Origin of the sequence: Flectobacillus sp. BAB-3569 (genome assembly GCF_002270355.1) — a bacterium.
Classification (GTDB): domain Bacteria; phylum Bacteroidota; class Bacteroidia; order Cytophagales; family Spirosomataceae; genus Flectobacillus; species Flectobacillus roseus.
This window is the reverse complement of record NZ_NJFZ01000019.1, coordinates 64388-85528: the sequence shown is the minus strand read 5'-3', so window position 1 is coordinate 85528 and position 21141 is coordinate 64388. Positions and strand designations below refer to the sequence as shown.

The following is a 21141-nucleotide window of genomic DNA, read 5'->3' as shown; positions in this document are numbered from 1 at the left end:
GTATTTTTATATTAAATTGTACAATATTATCATAAATACTATTGAACGTCCAAGGCGTCTAAGTGCAGTTCTCCAACTTGATCTAATTCTAGTACTACATGATATTTTCCTGCATTAATCATCGTGCCTGTTGTGGTACTTACATAGTTCCATTTGCCTGCTTTGGTTGGTACTAATGCAATCGTTTCTTTGTTCTTGATGATGGTGCCATCTACCAGACTAATGCTTAGTTTGCCATAGACAGTTTCCGAGCTAGGATTATGATATTTGATGGTTAATGAATACGTATCTGCGACTCCCGTAGAGATAGTCCATTGAATTGCATTTTGCCCTTTTTTGACAATACTCATACGTTCTTTGCCTAAAAAAGCCATTTTTTGAATCCCCTCTCCTATTCCTTTGGCTTCGGCAGCCTTGTAGGTAGTCGTAGTTTTTAAATCAAAAGGTGGTTGCAAACTACTTGCTGGCAAAGCAAAAACAAGTGCTTCTGCCTCAAACGTGTTGAAATCTAATGCCACTTCTGTGTTGGCTTGAACTCTTTTCTTAAAAACTCGATATACTTTTTGGGTACTTTGAATATAACTTTGGGTATTTTCAAATGCCTCTAAAGTCTTTGGTAATGCCTTCGAAGAATCTATTCCGACATAAATATCCCCTATTTCATTCAGAGCAAGTTTGTACAATTTTTCACTTTTTTCAGAAAATAGATATTCTGCTCCGTATAATACAGCTGGCAAGCTCACATAGTTTTCTTGTGAATCCCTAAAAAGTGGTTTGCCAGTATCTAGCCAAGTTTTAATGGTTTTTGTTGATGTAATCAGGGTGTTTGAACTTGCTGTAAATGTATTTTTCTTCTCAGTACTAGCAATAGCAATAGCCGAAATAATGGCTTGTCCCGAGGCTATTTGAGGGAAAGAAATGTTCAGTTTTCCTCCTTTTACTTGAAATGGAATTGTTTTTTTCAACACTGCATCATGCCCTACTTCTTTCCAGATATCCAAATTTTTGAGGACGGTATTTCCATTAAATGCCACATCAAACAAACGCCAACCCGAATAATCGTACCCCCACCTGTGCCATGCCAAGGCTCAATAAAATATAATTCCACTTCGTATTGACCATCAGGGAGTGCAAATTGATAGGAAAGTTTATCTCGCCCATATCTAAAACTCTGAAACAGTTCATCGTCGGCGGTATTTTTGATTGGGTCAAAGGTTCTCCTTTGACTTGCATAAGCTTTGGGAATACCTTCAAAATCATTTGCCCATGAAAGATACCCCCATTGATTTTGAGGTGTTTTTGCTTGGTCTGCTAGCCATAAAGATTTGTTCTTGTCTGTATAGGAATCGCCCCCACAATTGACACGATACAAGTAGTGTTTCTGTGGACTATTGACTACAAGATTTTTCGTTTGTTGTTTTTGGGCAGACCAAGCAGGTGCCGTTGGTAAATGATGCAATTGCACCATATCTTCTGCCACAGACTTCCCATTGACAAAGCCTTTGGCAATCAACATGTTATATTGAATCTGGACATTATTCCAGATAAATACGCCTTCTTTTCCTCTTTTTTGTTTTCCTAACGAAACATTTAGGTCATTAAACAATTCGACTTCTTCACAATTGGAATAAACTTTTATCCCTGACTTTATTCCACCCTGAGTCCAACGGTCTGGCCAAGTGTGAGAAACGATATAGACCATCGGCTGGGTTTTGGCTGGGGCATAAGTTGCTCTAAATAAATAGAATATATCGGCAGGCTCTTCCCAAGGCGTCAATAAACCTTTATAATTTACAGGACCAATTCTGTCTAATTCGCGCAATGCTTCACCACTTTGGACCCGTCCTGGGTTATCGTGAGACGTCAATAACCAGAAGAAATGTCCTATGGAATTTTGTTTGGCGGCTTCAGCTAAGCGAAGTTTTAATTGCATTAATTCGCCAATCGCTTCTTCGCTGAATGCTCCTGCCATAGGTTTTTCTTGGTGTAAATCTACCGTTCTCCAAGCACCATATTCTCCTACAAGCACTTGTCGTTCAAGGTCTTCTGCGTATTTTGCTGGATCACCACCGTAAGTGCCTGTCCAGTTTTGAGGCACATCCCAGTCGGTGCCTTTTCCTCCGTTGCAGGTGGTTACCAATCGTTGAATAGAAGCTGTTGGGTCTAATTCTCGAATAATTTGGGTACATTCTTTGGCAAAATCCTCAGGCAAAGTACTTTCATTTTCGAGTCCCCAAAGTATAATGGATGGACTGTTTCTGCGCTCTTTTATCCAGTCTTTTAAAAGGGTTTTAAAATTTTCTCGAAAAGCTGGTGTGTCATACCAAATATGTGCTGCCATTTGTGGCCACCATAGAATCCCGTCTTTATCCCAATATTCTTGGTAGCGCAAATTATGAGGCTGATGTGCGTCACGAAAAGCGTTGAAACCAGCCGCTTTCACCATTTCAACTCTAGTCTTGATTTGTTCAGCACTGAAAGCATGACTACTACCTAATAAATGCTCATATTCGGCTATTCCATTGATAAAGAATGGTTTACCATTTACTAATAATTGCTTTTGTCCGTTTGATTTTTTTAGCCATTTGATTGAACGAATACCATACGCTGTTTTTTGAACATCGATAAGTTTACCTTTCTTATAGACTTTGGTTACAAGTTGATACAAATAGGGCTGTTCTGGCGACCAAAGCTTAGGATTGGAAATACTTGGGAAGGTAATAGGAATATTCTGTGTTATTTTTTCTGAAAGATAAATCGTGTTATTGTTGCTAAAAATCAGTCGATTATCTTGGTTTCTTAATTCTTGAACGACTTTGATAGCTGATTGTTTATTACTGAGATTTTGTATTTCGACAGAACCATAGAGTTGTGCCTTTTGCGCAGAAACGGTGGTATCATTCCAAATATGAATGCCAAAAGGAGCGATTCGAATAGGCTCAGTAATCAATAAATGTACTGGGCGAAAAATACCCATGGGTTGTGAGCCTTCTGAAAAACCTCGTTCGGTGCTGCATCCGCCACAAACCCAAGGCAAATCTTGAATTTCGGCAGGATGGTCGGCACGTACCGCCAAAATATTTTCTTGATTATTGAGTAAAATATAGTTCGAGGCATCTAATTGAAAAGTAGTGCGTCCACCAGCATGCATACCCAATAATTTACCGTTGAGCCAAATAGTCGCATAAGAACCAACTCCCTCAAAATAAAGGAAATAGCGCTTGTTTTTATTAGTAGAGTTGACAGTAAAACTTTTCCGATACCATGCATACCCATGTTTGTTGCCATGTGTTAGTCGGCGGTAACCCTCATATTGATCCCAGTTGTGCGGTACTTGTACAGATTTCCATGATTGTGTTGAAAATGTACTTTTTTCAAATCCATCATACGCATGAATGTTTGATTCATGAACGGTGGTTAGCCAGTTGTCATTGAGGGAAATATCTTGTCTTTGTGCTTTTGCAGAAAATAAGAATCCTAAAAAGAGTATCAAGATTGTACAATACCTTCTTCTGGTGAACATAGGTAAATATCGGTAAAATGAATTTTATCAGAATTATTGTACAAAAATAGACAGGCTAAAGCGATGTTTTCGGTAAGATTTTTTCAAAGTATTGTACAAAATTAACACGAGATACCTTTATGAAAATATCTCGTGTTAACAGTATTTACTATAAGTATTTAAAATTCGATGAGGTAGGGCTTATTAGGCTGAAGCTTGAGGGTATGTACAACCTGATTAATTCTTATTTTGCAGGTAGTAGTCTCTCTACTTGTCATACTCAATTCTGTGATTTTGCCATTTTTCCAGGCATAGCTCAAGATATACCCTCCCCTAGCTTGTATGCCTTTAACTTTCCCTTCTGACCAATCTTTGGGTAAAGCAGGTAATAGTTCAATAATATCTGTTTGACTTTGGATAAGCATTTCGGCAATACCCGCCGCACCACCAAAATTGCCGTCTATTTGGAACGGTGGATGGGCATCAAATAGGTTTAAGTATGAACCACCAGCACTTGTGGCAGGTCTGAGCAACATTTTGACTAATTGTAATGCGTGCTCGCCCTCATGAAATCTTGCCCAGAAATTAATTTTCCAAGCCAAACTCCAGCCAGTACCTTCGTCGCCACGATAAATAAGTGATTGTCGAGCGGCTTTCATTATCGTCGAGTCGATGTCCCAACCAATATCATGCCCTGGGTGAACGCCCCAAAGATGCGAAACATGACGGTGATTATTTTTAGGGTCATCCAAATCTTGTAGCCATTCCTGCAATTGTCCATGCTTACCAATTTGATTTGGCGCTATCTGCTTGTGTTGTTGATTAAGCGTGTCTGCAAAGGCTTTGTCTATTCCTAAAACCTGAGAAGCTTTAATCGTGTTTTTATATAATTCTCTGATAATCTGATGATCCATTGTCGGTCCAGCTACTAATCCACCTTGTTCTGGCGAATTAGAAGGCGTACTGATAAGCCAACCTGTTTTAGGATCTTTTACCAAGAAATCCACAAAAAATTCTGAAGCTGATTTCATGATGGGATAAGCCGTTTTTCGTAAAAACTCTTTATCCTGTGTGTATTGGTAATGTTCCCATAAATGTTGACTTAGCCAACCAGCACCACTCACCCAAATACCATGATTTGAGGCGTTGATTGGGGCTGTTCCTCGCCACAAATCCGTATTGTGATGAACTACCCAACCACGGGCATTATAGTAATTTTTTGCCGTAATTTTACCAGTTTTATACAAATCTGTAATCATTTGTATAAGAGGCTGTTGTGTAGGAATAAGGTTCAAAACTCCCGCTGGCCAATAGTTCATTTCGGCATTGATATTGGTGGTGTACTTGCTTCCCCAAGGTGGGGCCAACAAATCATTCCAAATACCTTGCAAATTAGAGGGTTGTGTATTGGGACGAGAGGCTGAAATCAACAAATAGCGTCCGTATTGTACATATAATGCGGCAAATGAAGGATCATTTTCTCTACCAAAATTTGCTAAACGCACATCCGTAGGCAGATGGCTTTTGGTATCCTGACCTAACTCGATGGCAAAACGTTTGTAATATTTTTGATATTCCGCCTGATGGGCCTTTTGAATTTGCTCGTAAGATATTCCTTGTAGTTTGCTAAAAACTTCCTCGCAGCGTTTTTGAGGGTTTCCTGAAATATTTTGATAATTGACAAAATTAGTAGCGGCGGTCAGGTAAAAAATTACTTCATCGGCTCCTTTAATCTCGATTTTCCCAGCATTCTCTTCTAAAGAGCCATTTTTTTGTTGGATTTGTAAATAGGCTTTTCCAAACAATCCGCCATTTCGAACTTTTACCGACAACTCCCACGTATTATTTCCGAGAGATTTAAAGCTATAATTTTTGTGTGGACTTGTTAAAAAACTCTCTAAGTTGATTTGGTGAGTTTTGTTCGCGGTCAAACGAATGGCCATTACTTGGTGAGGCTGACTAACAAAATATTCTCTTTTGAAAACAACATTATCAACCGTATATTCTGTTTGAGATTCGGCAGTTGCTAAATTAAGAGAGCGACGATATTTTTGATATACTTTTCCATGTAAAAAGTTGATGTATAAGTCTCCAAACGGTTGGTAATCAGCTTGATATTTGCCTACTGCTGGCGTTTCATCGCTTTGGATAAAGTATTTCCATTGACCATTCAAAGAGATTTTTTTGTCCTCTTGACCCACAGGATATAAGCCAATATGACGAGAGGTATCTTTGTAGCCTGCAATACCTCCTTTATCGGAAAAGTTCAATACTTGTATCGCTATTAAGTTTTTTCCTACATGTAAAGTATTGGCAGGAATTTGATATTTACGCCCTTCAGTATGCTGTGAACTACCAATCAATTTTCCATTAATATAGGTATAATCATAATCTCGGATGCGATTCAAATCTAATACGAGCGTTTGATTTTCCCAACCTGCTGGAATATCAACGGTTGTTCTAAACCAAACGGCTCCGTCTAAGCCTTCATATCCAACAGCTTCCCAACCTTCATAGGATGGTACGGTCATGGTTTTCCATGAAGAGTCATCAAAGTTTATTTGTGAAGGATTTCCAGATATTCCTTTCAAAGCCAACATATCTGCAATCCAAGTTTCTCGCTTGCCTTCATTGCTTTTGAGTCCCATAAACTGCTTTTCTGCTAAAGCTTCTGCTTCTTTTTGCTTTCCTTCTTGCAATAACTGGCGAATTTGCCCCAAATATTTATAGGCATCTTTTCGATTATATTCACGAGGTTCTCCTGTCCAAAGTGTTTCTTCATTGAATTGAATATGTTCTTGGGAAGGATTTCCAAAAACCATTGCACCAATGCGTCCATTGCCCAATGGTAAAGCATCCGTCCATTTTTGGGCTGGTTTATCGTACCATAGTTGATAATTTTGAGCACTAAGAATATGGGCAAAAAATACACCCAAAAGCAAGAAAGATAGCTTTTTCATAAGCTTTAAGTTCAGAGAATTGATTATGGTATTATTTTTTCTTTCTATCCTCAAACCAACCTTTTAGCAATAAATTTCTATCACAGTTAGGTGCTGGAAAAAATAGACTTGCCACATATCCTACTACAATCACAATCAGGTGACTATAAACGCCCAACATGAGTTTATGGTGTGGGAAATTATACGCTCCTAGGTCTAATAATAATGATTTTTGGTCTCCTAATCCAATTTGAGTAGATGTCAAAAAAGCATAGGCAGTAAAAAGAATACAGACAAAAATACCAATATTTACGCCTTGTGTATTGGCACGACTACTGAGTAAACCTAATAAGAAAATACCAACAATTCCCCCTGAAAATATTGCATAAAGTGTGAATACAATTCCAAGTACGCCTTCGCTACCAGTGCTCAGATATAGAGCGCCAATAAGAAGGGTAATGACACCTGAAAGAACAACAATCCATTTACTGGCTTTCAGATAACTTTCATCGCTTTGGTTGGGACGCAATACTTTGTAATAATCTTCTACGCCTACTGCAGCCAATGAATTGAGGTCGGCACCTAAGCTACAAATTGCAGCAGAAATTAATGCCGAGAGAATAAAACCCACTACACCAGTTGGTAATTGAGTCATCATGAAATAAGGAAAAACGGCATCGGCTTGTATCTTTTCAGGAAGTGTATTTTGTTGGTAAAATACAAAAAGTAGCGTTCCAATAAACATAAACATCATCCAAACAGGTACGGTTAAGAAAATACCCATAAGTGAGGCTCTGATAGCCTGACGGTCTGTTTTGGCAGTTAAATATCGTTGAACAACAGTTTGGTCTGTTCCATATTTTTGAATAGCATAAAAACTACCATTGATGACCATCACGATAAAAGTCAATTTGCTTAAATCTAACTCATAAGGGCCAAAGCCTGTATGACCTTTGCTAGAGGCAATTTGCCATGCCTCCGAAAATCCACCTTTGATAGAATATATCAAAACGACCAAACAGGTAATACCACTGGCCAGCAACATAAAACCTTGGAATACATCGAGCCAAATAACGGCCTCGATACCACCTTTGAGATTGACCAAAATGATAATTCCCCCAATCACCAACATGATTAACAAAGGCGATTGTCCAGTAAGATTACCCAATGCAATTGCCATGAGGAATAATACCGTTCCCATACCCGAAAATTGACGAAGGATAAATGAAGAAGAGCTGTAGTAACGAGCAAAGCGCCCAAAACGTTTTTCGAAGTATTCGTAGGTACTTAGCCCTATGACTTTTCGGAAAATAGGCACAATAAACCATATCGTTCCCAACAAAACAATAGGCACCATTAAGCCTTGTACCAATAAAATCCAGTTGGAAGAATAACCTTCGCCGGGGTATCCCAAAAAAGTTACACTACTGATAAGAGTAGCCAGCAAGGACATACCAATGGCCCAAGAAGGTACTTTACCTTTAGCAAGAAAATAATTTTGAGTTGTTTTTTGTTTGTTGGCGAAAATAAAACCGAAGTATAACGTCAATCCTAAAAAAAACAAAATAATGCCATAGTCAATGGCATGTAATGTATGGTTCATTGGTTGGTGGTAATGTTTTCTACAGTTGAGCATACGTTACGGCTTGTGGCCATGCGTAACTTCCTGGTTTGAGTGTTAAATAGGTACTCGGACGTTCGAGGCTTTGCATACGAATTACCCCTTGAGCAAATTCTTCGGTAGGAAGAAAGTTTTGTAAAGGAATTTCTGCCAAAATAGCGGCTGACGTAGCACCTCCTTCGATGAGTATTTCTGCTAAATGTACTTGATTCAATACTTTTTTGACAACTTTAGCCATTAATTTAGCTAATTCAGCAGGCGTTATTTGGGTCGTATCCAACTGTTTTTTAACAGCAATTATGACTACCTTATGTTGACTAAAGCATTGAATTATTTCGCTTTCCCAACGATTTAACGATTGGTTAAATTCTTCTGAGTCAATGGGTTGTCTGACTAATTCATGAGGTAAATAGCAAACACCACCTTTGTGTCGGGCATGGTTTTGTATTTTTTCTACACTATCACTAAAAGTCGTTCCACTGACGTACAGACAATCGAGGGCTGTTTGTTGAGGAGAAAAGATTTTTTCAACAAGATTATACCCTAAATTTGACAAAATTGAGGCAAAGAACTCAGCTCCGCCGACCAATAGGTCAATTTTTGCCCATTGTGAGGCCCATTTTGTCAAATCTTCCTTCTGTGCAACTTCAGCGATTATTATTCCTTGTAATGGTAAAATTGGTTGTGCCAATACACGAACCTGATCAGTAGGTTTGGCACGAAGCATATTAATTACCTCACTATCCTGAATCGGAAACTCAGGGTCATGAGCAAAAGCGGTTTCATGCGCTAATTTATCACCTACATAATATTTTCCATCCTGTATTTTCCGCCCCATGGATGGATTTGTAGGAATAATTAGACAATTTTTTTTACTAAAAACCTGTTGAATCGCCTTAATTTCAGCCAAAACATGACCGCGTAGTACCGAATCAATCTTTTTATAAATCAAACTTGGCTTATACTGTTGACTGCTTTTAATCAGATACTCAACTTTGGCAACCGCTTGATTTTCAGTTAGAGAACGTGTATCTGCCGAAATGACCAATAAATCCTCTGTTACTTCTTGAATAATTTCTGTACAAACTCTTACCTTGAGCCCATATCTCAATCCAATTCCAGCTATTTCGGCAGCTCCAGTGAGGTCGTCAGCAATGACAAGAATCATAATTAGAAAATTAGAATTGTACGAAGGATTTCTTACTATTTCAGATTTAGGATTTCGGAAAAAAAGTAAAATACCTTTATTTTTTACTTTACTTCCGAAATAGATAGTTCTTACAATCTTTCGTACAAGAAGTACGTAACAAGACGTAATTAGTTAACAGTCTAATTACTGGACAAAAAGAGAAAAGGTATTTAGACTTTTTCAATGAATGTTTAAAAACAGTTTAAAACTGTTAAAAAATGAGTCCAAGACTAAGTCTTGAACTAGTAACTTCAATTTTGTCCAGTAATCAGGTTAATAGTATAATAGTTATTATAATATATTAGTAATCAAAAGGTTAATCTTGGCTTTTACTTACTTATACACTACACTTTAATAGTATTCTTCTGACTATGAGTGTATTCCAATAACTGATATACTATTAACAAATAACCTCTTTTTACTTATTCTTACTCAATTGAATAGCACTTTCGATAGCCAAAGTCATAGCGTCAGGACTAGCGATGCCTTTTCCTGCAATTTCAAAAGCCGTTCCATGGTCTACCGATGTACGGATAATGGGTAAACCTAGCGTGATGTTTACGCCTTTTACGCTATCCATTTGACCTTTTTCGGCATTCCATCTAAAACCAGTAAGTTTGAAGGGGATATGTCCTTGGTCGTGATACATCGCTACTACCCCACCATAATAACCAGTTGCAGCTTTGGCAAACAAGGTATCTGGCGGAACAGGTCCTTCTACTTCGTATCCTAAACTCAAAGCTTCTTCAACTGCTGGCGCAATATCCTCTGCTTCTTCTGTACCGAACAGACCAGAGTCGCCCGCATGCGGATTTAGCCCTGCAATACCAATACGCATATTGGTTTCGCCCAAACGTTTCATGCCTGTATGTAGCAATTCTGTTACTTGTAGAATACGTTCTTTTTTCACCAAATCACAAGCTTGGCGCAAGGATACGTGCGTGGATACATGAATAACTTTTAGTTTATCCTCAACCAAAAGCATGGCATATTTTTTTGTATTGGTGTAATGCGCATAAATTTCGGTATGTCCCGCAAAATGATGACCAGCTTCGTTGATAGACTTTTTGTTGATAGGTCCTGTTACTGTTGCGTCAATTTCATTGGCCAAGGCTAGTTCAATAACGGTTTTTACCGCTTGAAAAGAGGCCTCTCCGCACATGGCTGATATTTCGCCAAAGCGCAAAGTTTCCATATCCACATTGTCCAAGTCATAAACATCAATTTGTCCAAATTGGAACTGCGCCTCTTTTACCGATTTAATAGGATTGATCGTAGCTTCGAGACCTAATAAATTAATAATATGGGTAAAAACACTGGCGCTACCCACCAATAGCGGGCGACAAGTTTGGTAAATACTCTGATCTAATAAGGCTTTTATAGCGATTTCGGGTCCAATACTGGCTGGATCCCCCATGGTGATTCCGATAATTGGTAATGCTGACATAAGTACTAATGCAGAATTTTTAATGTTGAATTGTGATTTAAGTTAGTACACCAGATAAAGTTTAAGATTGTGCTTTAAGCTTTCAGGTATCGGTTTTCGGCGGTGAGCTATGGGAAAAATGCATGTCCGTGGTCGTTAAAAACTTTTTAACACTCTTTGCCTTGTGCCTGTTGCCTAGTGCCTACTGCTACTCTGACAATGCTAAACTCTCTAGCGCTTGTGCGTAAGCCTCTTTTAGTTGCAATAAATCTTCTTGCGAAGAACCTTGTAATGGAGGCATTACAATTGGCTGGCAAAGCTGATGCGTTGACATCAATGCTTTTAAAGCCCAAAGCGACTCGCCAAGTGTACGACCTTTTTGGTATAAACTTCCATACAAATCCGAAAGCTCTTGCATACGAAGGGCTTTGTTGGTATCGTTTTGAAGCACCGCCTCTTGCATTTCGTGATAAATGCTAGGAATAAAGTTTCCTGTACTAGGAATAATACCGTCACTGCCTAACAACATCGCTTCTGCCGATTTGGCTGCCCAACCCATAAAATGACTGAAGTCTGGTCTATCTTTCCACAAATGAAGGGATTCATGAAGGCGTTCTACATTTCTTTCAGAGTCCTTTAAACCAATAATATTGCTGTGATAGCTCAAGTCGTCAATGATTTGTAGAGGAACAGAACTATGGGTTGTTGCAGGAATATTATAAATGATTAATGGCAACGGAATAGCATCTGCCAATTGTTCAAAATATCGTTTCATCTGACTTTCAGTCAGTGCGTAATAAGAGGGTAAGGTGGCTGCTACCACATCTACTCCCGCTTGTTCGCAAATTTTGGTTAGCTCTATGGATTCTTCAAGGCAATTAGAGGCAATACCAGCATATAATGTGGTCCCTTTTTGTTTATTTTTCCCTGCTTGTCTTACATAATCAGCCTTTAATTCAAAAGGTAAAGATGCTGATTCACCAGTAGTTCCAAGAATAAAAGGTAAAACATGGTTACGGTAAAAATTATCGAACATGCTTTCGACTGCACCGTGGTCCAACTGAAAACTTTCAGTCAGAGGCGTTACCGCTGGTACCACTATTCCGCTATATTTTTTTGAATACTCATGGGGTAGTTTATATCGTGTTCATGGAGAACAGTTGATTTAAGGATTTATGATTGGGAGATTTTCAAACTATTTCAGATTTGGGATTTCAGATGTCGGAAAAATACCTTTATTTTTTACAAAAAATAGTAGATTACACTTCCGAAATCCAACGTCCAATATCCGAAATGGATAGGTATTATCTTCCTTCGTACAGCCCTAATGGGGAGTTTAGAAGGCAGCTTCAAAAATTTGAATAGCGTCAGACTCCTCAATTGGTCTTGGATTATTTTTCAATAACCGTTGAATTTTTAGGGCATCCTTCGCCATTTGAGGAATATCTTCATGTGCCACACCTACCTCACGTAAGGTAGCAGGAATACCACAAGCCTTGATTAGTTCTCGCACTTTGGCTACGCCAGACTTTGCCATTTCGAGCGAATCCGCCACGGGTTCGCAACCAAGTGCTTCTGCTACTTTGGCATATCGTTCGGGTGCTGCCACAAGATTGTATTCCATTACATAGGGAAGCAAAAGGGCATTTGACAAACCATGTGGTAAGTGATATAAACTTCCCAAAGGATAAGACAAAGCATGCACCCCAGCCGTGTTGACAGGCCCTAAACAAAAACCTCCAAGTAAACTGCCCATAGCTACCTGTACTCTGGCGTGCTCGTTATTGCCATTTTGTACAGCTTCGACTATATGCGCTCCAATCAACTTCATTCCTTCATAAGCATACATATCGATAAACAGATTAGCAAATTTGTTGGTATAGGCTTCCAAACAATGCGTAAGGGCATCAAGTCCCGTAGCTGCTGTGATACTTGCAGGTACACTTACCGTTAACAAAGGGTCAGCATATACAGCATCTGGAACTAGATAAGGACTAATAATGCCTTTTTTCTGATTGTCAAGATTATCTACCAAAATAGCATTAGGTGAAACCTCGCTTCCTGTTCCTGCGGTGGCTGGTGCACAAATGAGCTTTTTGGCTCTTTGTTTTAACAAACCAATGCCAACATATTCTCTTAATTCTTGAGGATTGTCAAGCTGAGCTGCTACCAATTTGGCTATATCGAGCACACTTCCCCCACCGATTCCGAGCACTACATCTGGGTTGAAAGGCTCTACTTTTTTCATTAAAGTAAAAAAGTCTTCGAAAGTAGGTTCTTGAACAATACTAGTATCAATCTGTACTTCGATTTGTCGAGCTTTTATATCTGCTAAAAGCGGTTCTAAGGCTTTTAGGATAGGTTCTATTGTAACTAATAAAACTTTTTGGGCATTATATCCGCTTAATTCTTCGGCGATTTGGTTGATAACACCGCTACCAAATACCAGTTTATTCGGAAAATAAATACTTACATGTTGAAGCGTATTCATATTAATTAAGGTATTTCTGAGGATTAGTCTTTTGTAATTTCGCCTCCTTGCGGAGCGGTATAACCTTTTACAACAGGCCACTTGCCCTCAGTAATTTTTACGATTTTGAGTTTTTTAGGGTTTATTACAGCGTGTTTAATTTTTTGTCTGCGCCATGTGTAAATCACATGCAATAATCCATCTTTGGTTTGAATAATAGATGGATAGGAATATTGACTAATAGGAGAATCTTCGACAATCAAGGCGGCAGACCAATTGATGCCATCATTTGAAACCGATAAATTCAGAGGTGTTCTTGGCCCTTTTGCTAGATCTCCTGGAGGTAATACGTGATTATAAATCAAATAATGCTTTCCATTTGAGGCTGTTAGGGCATCTGTACCTGAGTTGTTATTAGGTAAATTACTTTTTTCTAAAGGAGTCCAAGTTTCTCCATTATCATACGACCAAGAGGTCAAAATGGCTCTATTTCTGCTTCGCGCCAAAATTTGCAATTTGCCTTTTCCATGATCTAAAATGCTTGGTTGGATTCCTTGCGTGCCTTTATCTCCTTGGATAGGTCCTACTTGTCTCCATGTTTTGCCACCGTCTTTGGTCACTTCAAAATGCAAGCGCCAGCCTAATGAACCTTCGGTACTGCTTGGGCAAAATAAGTTGCCGTTGGATAGTAATACGGGCTTGTTTTTCACAGGACCGATATATCCTTCTGGTAAAGCTCTTGCTTCGGACCAGGTTTTTCCACCATCGGCAGAGGTTTTTAACCAGCCTTTCCATTTGGCAGGACTAGGTCCTATTTTATAAAATAGTAAAAGCTCGCCATTAGGAATTTGGTACAAAACTGGATTCCAACAAGCATATCGCAAAGTGTCGTTTACGATGCCATTAGCAACATTTTGTGGTGCTTGCCATTTGCCATTCTCTTGGCGACTTACCCAGATACACACATCTGGATTACGTTCTTTGGTACCACCAAACCATGCCGAAACTAATCCAGTAGGTGTTTCAGCCATTGTAGAGGCATGACTTTCTGGGAAAGGTGGATTTTCCACTACAAATTCATCCACAAGAAGCCCTTTTTTCCAAACTTGAGCTTCCGATGTGAAGGGCAATGCCAGTGTGCATGAGATAAATCCTATAAGTAATTTTTTCATAAATGCTTTTTTACTTTGAAACAGTGACCAAGGCACATAGGCACAAAGTGAAAAGTATAAAACTGAGCCTCAGACCTTGTACTCTATTCCTATATTTTAAATTCGAATGAGTAAGAGCCAGAACCAATTTCTAGTATCGTATATGCTCGGCTCAATCCCATAATTTTGATTTCTCTATATTGAGAAATTGCCTTCCCTCCTTCTATAATATTTTGATAATCAGGGGAAGGAATATAAATAATAGCTTTGCTATTGGCTGGTACGCTAACTTGCCAAGTAGAAGTATTGCCTTCTTTTTTCCAATGGGATTCAATCGTTCCTCGTATTGACTGATAACTTGCTTGTACTTGATTTAATCCTTTTGGAAAATCTGATTTTAACTCAATGTATTTGTATGCGGTTTCTCTGGATTTAATACCTGCCAAATGTTGGTAATACCAAATCAACAAATCACCTAACAACATCACATGATTGGCTGAGTTCATTTCGGGATTGGCGGTATTGCCATTCCATAATTCCCAAATGGTTGTGGCGCCATTTTCGACCATATAACCCCAACTTGGGTAATCTTTTTGCGTGGCAATCGTATAAGCCAAATCACCTTTTCCGAGATTACTTAATCCTCGCATGAGCCATTGTGTACCAATGACGCCCGTGCTGATATGGCTGTTGTTTTTTGTACAATAGTTTGGATTAAATTCTCTGTAACCTTAGTTTTTTCTTCCGCTGAAACTATGTCGTAAACCAAGGGTAACAAATTGGCAGTTACGGTTCCATTGCTGTAATTTGAGGTCTTCAAAAAAGCTTGGTTAAAGGCATTCTTATAATCTGATTCCATTTTGGAAAAAGATGCTACATCTTTCAGATTATCAGTAGTTTGAGCAAATTTTTGCATGAGTTGCAACACACGAATGTAAGTCGCTGTAGCTAACAATTTGCCATCAGTCAATCTACTTTCGTCTTTGGCATGAATCAATTCTTTTGACTCAGGTGGTACACACCAATCTCCATATTTATCTTTATTGATTAATCCGTTTTCGGTATACTTTTCAGCCATATACATTGCCCATTTTTTCATAGATGGGTAATGCTTTTTGATAGGTTCAGCATCTCCAAATTGCTGGTAGAGCATATCTGCAATCGTGATATAGGTAGCTGGCCACGTAACATTGTCGCCATAGTATCTCCAAAAACTAGGGGCTACGTCGGGGATACTTCCATCGGCTTTTTGGCTTTGCTCTATATCATCTAGCCATTTGGCATAAAGGGTATGATTATCAAACAAATAGCTTTCGCCATAAGCTCCTGTAGTACGGTCTCCCAGCCATGGCTGGCGCTCGTTGCGTTGTGGACAATCCACAGGCATACCTTTGTAATTGCTACGAATTCCCCAATAAGCATTGGTGAAGATTTGATTGAGCGTAGTATTCGAACTTTGGAATTTACCCGCATCACTCATCTCATCGTATACCACTCTTCCTTCAAATTGCTCAAGCTTGGGTTCTGTTGGAAAACCTGTAATCTCAACATATCGAAAGCCATGATAGACAAAACGAGGCTCCCATGTTTCTGTACCTTCTCCTTTGAGTGTGTATATATCTGTAACTTTGGCATCACGAAGGTTACGTACATATAAACTTCCATCTGCTTGCAGACTTTCGGCAAAACGAAGGGTAACTTTTTGGCCTTTTTTTCCCTGAACACTTAGGCGTAACCAGCCTGCCATGTTTTGACCCACATCCAAAATATAGGTTTGAGCATTGAGTTTTTTAAGAGCAATTGGTTTGATGGTCTGCATAACCTTCATGTTTGCAGTCATTTGTGCTTCGTAGTCGCCGCCTGGTTCTTGTACCAATTGCGCCTTGAGCCATGAAGTATCTACATAGCCAGATTGGCTCCATTTGCCTAACTCTTTGGTAGCATCGTATTCTTCTCCGTCATATTCATTATTGCATCGAATAGGTCCATCGGCAGTTACTTTCCACGTATCATCGCTTACGATAGTTTCGCGACTGCCATCTTCATAAACCAAGTCGAGATTGAAAAGCATTTTAGGATAACCAAATGTTTTGATTTTATAAGGTTTGTAATCTTGGCGCATCGTGTAATAACGACCATTTCCCAAAATTGACCCCACTGCATTGGCACCTTGTTGCAACAAATTTGTTACATCAAAAGTATTGTATTTGACACCTTTGTTGTAATCCGTCGGAACAGGCGCTAATACCTGATTACCAACTTTTTGGCCATTGAGATATAACTCATACAGTCCCAAGCCGATGATATAGGCAGTAGCACTTTTAAGTTTTTTCTTTACCGTAAAATCTTTTCTGAAATAGCGAGCCGACAAGCGTGAAAACTGCCCTTCGTTATCCCATGCGAATGAGCGGTCTAAGCCAATCCAGCGCCCTTTCCAATCTACATAATTGAGCAAACCAATACTAAAAGATGCTGTTTCAGACCAATTTGACTCTCCTTTATTGGTCCAAACCTTTACCTTCCAAAAACACTTACTACGACTTTTGAGGGCTTTTCCTGCATAGCGTACCTGAATCGTTTCGTCTGAATTGATTTTTCCAGAATCCCATAAATCACCTTGGTTTTGCGCCAATAACTCTTGACTAGAAGCCACCAAGATTTGATAAGCTGTCTGATTGACTGCTCTTTGGTTGGTATTGATTTGCCAACTCAAACGTGGTTGTACTACGTCGATACCTTCAGGATTTTGTAAAAATTCACAACGGACTTTTTCAACAGTAATCGCTTTTTCATCTTTTCTAAAGCTAGAAAAAAGCAATCCCAATAAAGTCAGTAGTAAGAAATAGTGTTTCATGGTTTTACTATTTTTTCAAACAGAGGTAATAATGCAGAATTGTGAGTTGTGAATTGAGAATGTAAATTTTTGATAATTAAAGACTTATATTTACAATTCAACCCTGTTGCTTACAAGCTAAATTCTGCCAAAAGATCAGCAACCTTTACGGGCTGACCAGTCGATAATGAACGATCCATTGCTTGTAATAGCGCTACAGTTCCGATTCCTTCTCTCACATCTGGATAGGCTGTTTGTCCGCTTTCCAGGCAATCAACAAAGTATTCAAGGTAGTTTTGGTATTCGCCAGCGTGATGACTTTTGCCTTCAAATCTGAAATAATGCTTTAGTTTATGTTCCCAAGTCTGTACGATTTCCTCGCCTGTATTGGTCGTCACAGCGTATCTCAAATCCATGTAATCAGCTTGACTACAGCCTTCTGTTCCACGCAGAATACAACTCATTTCGCTATCGCGCACTACTGGTTGTACGGGGCCTGTATAACAGCCACTAACCCGAGCAATACGTCCGTCGGTAGCTTTAAAAATAAAGTGCATAGTATCAGGGTTTTTGAGTCCGCCTTTCAAGCCATTAGCACTCAACATACCATAACCCATCACCTCTTCGATATTGGGCAAATACCAACGAATAAAGTCCACAGGGTGACTCAATCCACCATATAACCATTTGAATGCTGATTCAAGAGACCAGCCTTTTTCCAAAAACCAACGGTGATCAGCATGATAATAGCCTTCGATGGTAATAAGGTCACCGATAAGACCTTTTTCATAGTCTGCTCTTTGCTTTTTCATCGGTTCAAAAAAGCGTGAACTTTGACCAACAAATACCTTTTTTCCTGTTTTCTCAGATAAGTCGATGAGCTCTTTAGCATCAGCCAAATTGTCGATAAATGGCTTTGTACATACTACATGCTTGCCGTGTAAGAGTGCTTGCTTTACGTGCGTAGCATGCCATTTGTCAGGGGTATAAATGGCAATAATATCGATACTTTCGTCGTCGAGTAATTCTTGAAAATTGGTCGTATAAGACTGAAAATCAAACTCTTTGGCACGTTGCTGGCAAAGCTCTAAGCGTAAATCACATATTTTTACTAATTCTAACTTTGAACTCGCAAGCGCAGCAGACATAGTGCTTCGTCCTTCTCCCAGTCCTAAAATGCCGATTCTTAACATGGTTTTGACTAAATATTGTTAAATGACTTTATTTCTTAAAATTCGAGAGGTTTCAAAAACTCCCAAGTATCGCCTTTGGGTGCATCTTCCAAACCTTCTTGATAATCTTTCATGGCTTTATTCCAATCATTTACCCTTGGATTGTCGAGGGTAGTGCGTGGATTGAGTTTTTCAAAATCAGCTTCAGCAGGAATGCTAATGACAAGCATGAGCTGGCGACCATTTTTGAATAATAAAAGTTGTTGAAAATCAGCCTTGCAAAAGCCTTTTGACACTTCAGGCCACTTTTCAAATTGAGTAGCGTGAGCGTCTAAATACGCTTTTTGTTTGTTGGAATCAGCAACCAAATTGGCAGTAAGTAGAATATGTTTCCAGGTACCTTCCTTTTTCTTTTCGCCACATTTTTCACGATTAAACTCATAGAATAAATCATGATATGTTTTAATTTTTACGTCAGGAAAAGCATTTTTAAGACGGTCTTGGAGTAAATACACATCTTGCACTTTATCAAAAATGGCCGTATGATTTTGCCACTGATAGACGGACGAAGTACTGATTTTGCTTTTTTCTAAAATGATTTTTAGTTTTTCTTTATCAAGCACATTTCCTTGGGCTGTGACCAATTCGACTATTACTGGTTTTTCAATATTGATGGCGTAACGAGCGTCATACGGATTGGCGAAACGTAAAAGAGATTGGAATTGTGGCGCTAAACCAGCTTTTTGATAAATGCTATCAGCTACGATAGGACCGTTGTTTTCCCATGTATTAGCTGGCCCATTCGCATTTTGTAAGTATTTGGTCGAAGCCGTCCAGTTATCACGAATAGTCATAAACGAAGAGCCTTCGTCGGTATAGAGGTAAAACCAGTGACTAGGAATATGTGCATACGGCGCACGATAAATGCTATCAATGACATTTTCAATGATTTGCGTATTGGGTTGTGCCGAAAGCGTATAGATACCAGCGACATCATACATATTTTTGCCGTAAAGGCGAATTTTATTAGCCTTTACAAGATTGTTTTTCAAAACAGTTATATGACGTGTCCAGCCCCAACCTACGCTGATACCAGAGTAATGTACATTTGAAATGTCATTATGTGTAATTTGGATACCATGCGCAAAGCCCACACCTATTCCAACGCTTCCCCAATCTTCGTTGGTCGCATCGGTAATAAGGTTATTCGAAATTTGGATATGATGACTAACTTCTCGTAGGTCTGTAGGATTATAAGGTAAATGTATTTCGGTAGCTTCATCAGAAAAATTGCCCACCAAAATACCATTGCCACCAATGTCTTTGAACACATTACCAGTCACTGAACTTTGGCTAACTCCTTTGTACAAATCCAAGCCTGTAGAGGCAGTATGGGTAAATTGACAGTTTTGAATATGAATATTTTGGCTATGGTTGATACTAACCGCTGCCGTCGGGCGAATAATCCAAGCTTGATTTTCGAGCGTTTGTTTTTCTGGCGTTCCTGCAATTTTTAATTTGTAAGCATCAGTCATAGGCATACCCGTTTGGTGCGCCACGTGTCCGTGCGTAGCTGGTCGCCAGTAGGCAGTATGCTCGAAGTTAATATTTTGAATATGAAAATGTTGTACAGGTTTTTCTGGTGTTCCTTCTATGCGCACCAATGTCTCCAAATGAGAAGCAATTACTTCAGCTTGATTCATATTCTCGTTTGAGAATGGGAAATAGTAGATTTTCTGCGCAACAGGATCACAATAATACTCGCCAGCTTCATCCAAAAACTGTAAAGCATTGCATAAATAAAAAGCAGAATTGCCTGTCTCTTTCGAAATCCAAGGCGCTGGCCAAGGGTGTTCTGATTGAATACGGCTTTCGGGTTGAAAGAAAGTAAGTTTTGCACTGTCCCCTTGCACTTCTATCCTTTTTACCCTCAATTGTGCAACTTCCCACCACTGATGGATAAAGAATTCCAATCCTTTGGCTTGTTCCAAATGCGCTTCTTTGGGTGCAGGAATCCAACAAGTTTGTTCTTTTTTATTCCAAGAAAGGATACGGTGCATCTCAATGCCAGTTGTATTTTTGGCACGAGTCGCCTTTTTTCCATTGACCCACAATTGGCGAATTCCCGATGAAATACCCTCAGGTAAATCGGCTACCCAAACTTTTCCTTTCGCTTTTTGTGGTAAAAAAGCGAGAGTCTCTTTTAATAATTTCCAGTTAACAATGGCTTTGCCACCGCTAATAGAAACTTGTGCTTGTGGTGCTGCTTCGAGGATGGTGGGGTTATTAGATATACCTGAATCTTCGGGTCTAATATGGATAGGTTCTTCCAAAAAGTATTTACCTGAGCTAAGATAAATATGTACAGATTTTGAAGGGTCGGTTTGATGCAACCTTCTCAGTTCTCGTACCTTTCTGAGTGCCATTGAAGGGCTAGCAAGGGGCTGTTCTTTGGTACCAATGTTACTGTCCGAACCCGTGGGAGACACCCATACTTCGGATATTTGTCCAAAACAATTTGAACAAAGTACAAAAAAAGTACAACAAAGGAGCAAAAATATCTTACCAGTGCTATTTTTCATTGGCAATTAGTACGCTGAGGTAATTGAAAAAATGAGAACGATTGAATCACAAAGATAGCCTACAGTGTAGGGTCTTATTTGTATCATTTTCTCAATGTATTATACAATTTTGCCGTAGATATAGGTGCTTTTATTTACTTATTTGAAATGTTTGGTCAACTTTGTACAAAAGCGCTTAGGTGTTGTTTTGGGGGCTTTTAGCTTTGGGGCTATAGGTGGGATATTCCTGCTTTTTACAGAAAAATATGATTTTATT

General features: G+C 39.1%; 13 protein-coding genes. All 13 read right to left on the bottom strand.

Features of this window, described 5'->3' with window-relative positions; all coding sequences use genetic code 11:
- Positions 1 to 38: 38 nt before the first annotated feature.
- The 13 genes from BWI92_RS28515 to BWI92_RS17755 all read right to left on the bottom strand — a co-directional run bounded on the left by BWI92_RS28515 (position 39) and on the right by BWI92_RS17755 (position 20792).
- Positions 39 to 1001, bottom strand: a complete 963-nt coding sequence (locus BWI92_RS28515; RefSeq protein WP_255406794.1) for a malectin — start codon at positions 999 to 1001, stop codon at positions 39 to 41.
- A complete protein-coding gene (locus BWI92_RS17805; protein WP_217903443.1) occupies positions 980 to 3493 on the bottom strand; it encodes a glycoside hydrolase family 2 TIM barrel-domain containing protein in 2514 nt (837 codons plus the stop codon). The genes BWI92_RS28515 and BWI92_RS17805 overlap by 22 nt, the downstream gene beginning before the upstream one ends.
- 188 nt (positions 3494 to 3681) lie before the next feature.
- Positions 3682 to 6462, bottom strand: coding sequence for a glycosyl hydrolase family 95 catalytic domain-containing protein (locus tag BWI92_RS17800; RefSeq protein ID WP_095165207.1), 2781 nt, complete (start codon positions 6460 to 6462; stop codon positions 3682 to 3684).
- A gap of 31 nt (positions 6463 to 6493) precedes the next feature.
- Positions 6494 to 8044 (bottom strand): sodium:solute symporter, encoded by a 1551-nt coding sequence (locus BWI92_RS17795; protein ID WP_095165197.1) that lies wholly within the window; start codon positions 8042 to 8044, stop codon positions 6494 to 6496.
- A gap of 19 nt (positions 8045 to 8063) precedes the next feature.
- Positions 8064 to 9230, bottom strand: a complete 1167-nt coding sequence (locus BWI92_RS17790) for a four-carbon acid sugar kinase family protein (RefSeq protein WP_095164973.1) — start codon at positions 9228 to 9230, stop codon at positions 8064 to 8066.
- A 439-nt stretch (positions 9231 to 9669) separates the two neighbouring features.
- Positions 9670 to 10698, bottom strand: a complete 1029-nt coding sequence (gene pdxA, locus BWI92_RS17785; protein WP_095164971.1) for a 4-hydroxythreonine-4-phosphate dehydrogenase PdxA — start codon at positions 10696 to 10698, stop codon at positions 9670 to 9672.
- 187 nt (positions 10699 to 10885) lie between these two features.
- Positions 10886 to 11776 (bottom strand): dihydrodipicolinate synthase family protein, encoded by an 891-nt coding sequence (locus tag BWI92_RS17780; RefSeq protein WP_217903442.1) that lies wholly within the window; start codon positions 11774 to 11776, stop codon positions 10886 to 10888.
- Positions 11777 to 12013: 237 nt separating this feature from the next.
- Positions 12014 to 13168 (bottom strand): iron-containing alcohol dehydrogenase, encoded by a 1155-nt coding sequence (locus tag BWI92_RS17775; RefSeq protein ID WP_095164967.1) that lies wholly within the window; start codon positions 13166 to 13168, stop codon positions 12014 to 12016.
- Between the two features lie 23 nt (positions 13169 to 13191).
- Positions 13192 to 14319, bottom strand: a complete 1128-nt coding sequence (locus BWI92_RS17770; protein WP_095164965.1) for an exo-alpha-sialidase — start codon at positions 14317 to 14319, stop codon at positions 13192 to 13194.
- 89 nt (positions 14320 to 14408) lie between these two features.
- Complete coding sequence (locus BWI92_RS27775) at positions 14409 to 14948, bottom strand: alpha-L-rhamnosidase C-terminal domain-containing protein (RefSeq protein ID WP_217903441.1); 540 nt, start codon at positions 14946 to 14948, stop codon at positions 14409 to 14411.
- On the bottom strand, positions 14936 to 17152 hold the full coding sequence (locus tag BWI92_RS17765; protein ID WP_217903440.1) for a family 78 glycoside hydrolase catalytic domain: 2217 nt from the start codon (positions 17150 to 17152) through the stop codon (positions 14936 to 14938). The genes BWI92_RS27775 and BWI92_RS17765 overlap by 13 nt, the downstream gene beginning before the upstream one ends.
- Positions 17153 to 17262: 110 nt before the next feature.
- Complete coding sequence (locus BWI92_RS17760) at positions 17263 to 18324, bottom strand: Gfo/Idh/MocA family protein (RefSeq protein ID WP_095164963.1); 1062 nt, start codon at positions 18322 to 18324, stop codon at positions 17263 to 17265.
- A 35-nt stretch (positions 18325 to 18359) separates the two neighbouring features.
- Positions 18360 to 20792 (bottom strand): right-handed parallel beta-helix repeat-containing protein, encoded by a 2433-nt coding sequence (locus BWI92_RS17755; protein ID WP_229363255.1) that lies wholly within the window; start codon positions 20790 to 20792, stop codon positions 18360 to 18362.
- Positions 20793 to 21141 lie beyond the last annotated feature (349 nt).

Bases quoted from the DNA above. Each gene is read 5' to 3' on its own strand.
- BWI92_RS17795 (WP_095165197.1), bottom strand. From the start codon at position 8,044: ATGAACCATACATTACATGCCATTGACTATGGCATTATTTTGTTTTTT.
- BWI92_RS27775 (WP_217903441.1), bottom strand. From the start codon at position 14,948: ATGCGAGGATTAAGTAATCTCGGAAAAGGTGATTTGGCTTATACGATT.
- pdxA (WP_095164971.1), bottom strand. From the start codon at position 10,698: ATGTCAGCATTACCAATTATCGGAATCACCATGGGGGATCCAGCCAGT.
- BWI92_RS17770 (WP_095164965.1), bottom strand. From the start codon at position 14,319: ATGAAAAAATTACTTATAGGATTTATCTCATGCACACTGGCATTGCCC.
- BWI92_RS17760 (WP_095164963.1), bottom strand. From the start codon at position 18,324: ATGTTAAGAATCGGCATTTTAGGACTGGGAGAAGGACGAAGCACTATG.
- BWI92_RS17765 (WP_217903440.1), bottom strand. From the start codon at position 17,152: ATGAAACACTATTTCTTACTACTGACTTTATTGGGATTGCTTTTTTCT.
- BWI92_RS17800 (WP_095165207.1), bottom strand. From the start codon at position 6,462: ATGAAAAAGCTATCTTTCTTGCTTTTGGGTGTATTTTTTGCCCATATT.
- BWI92_RS17790 (WP_095164973.1), bottom strand. From the start codon at position 9,230: ATGATTCTTGTCATTGCTGACGACCTCACTGGAGCTGCCGAAATAGCT.
- BWI92_RS17775 (WP_095164967.1), bottom strand. From the start codon at position 13,168: ATGAATACGCTTCAACATGTAAGTATTTATTTTCCGAATAAACTGGTA.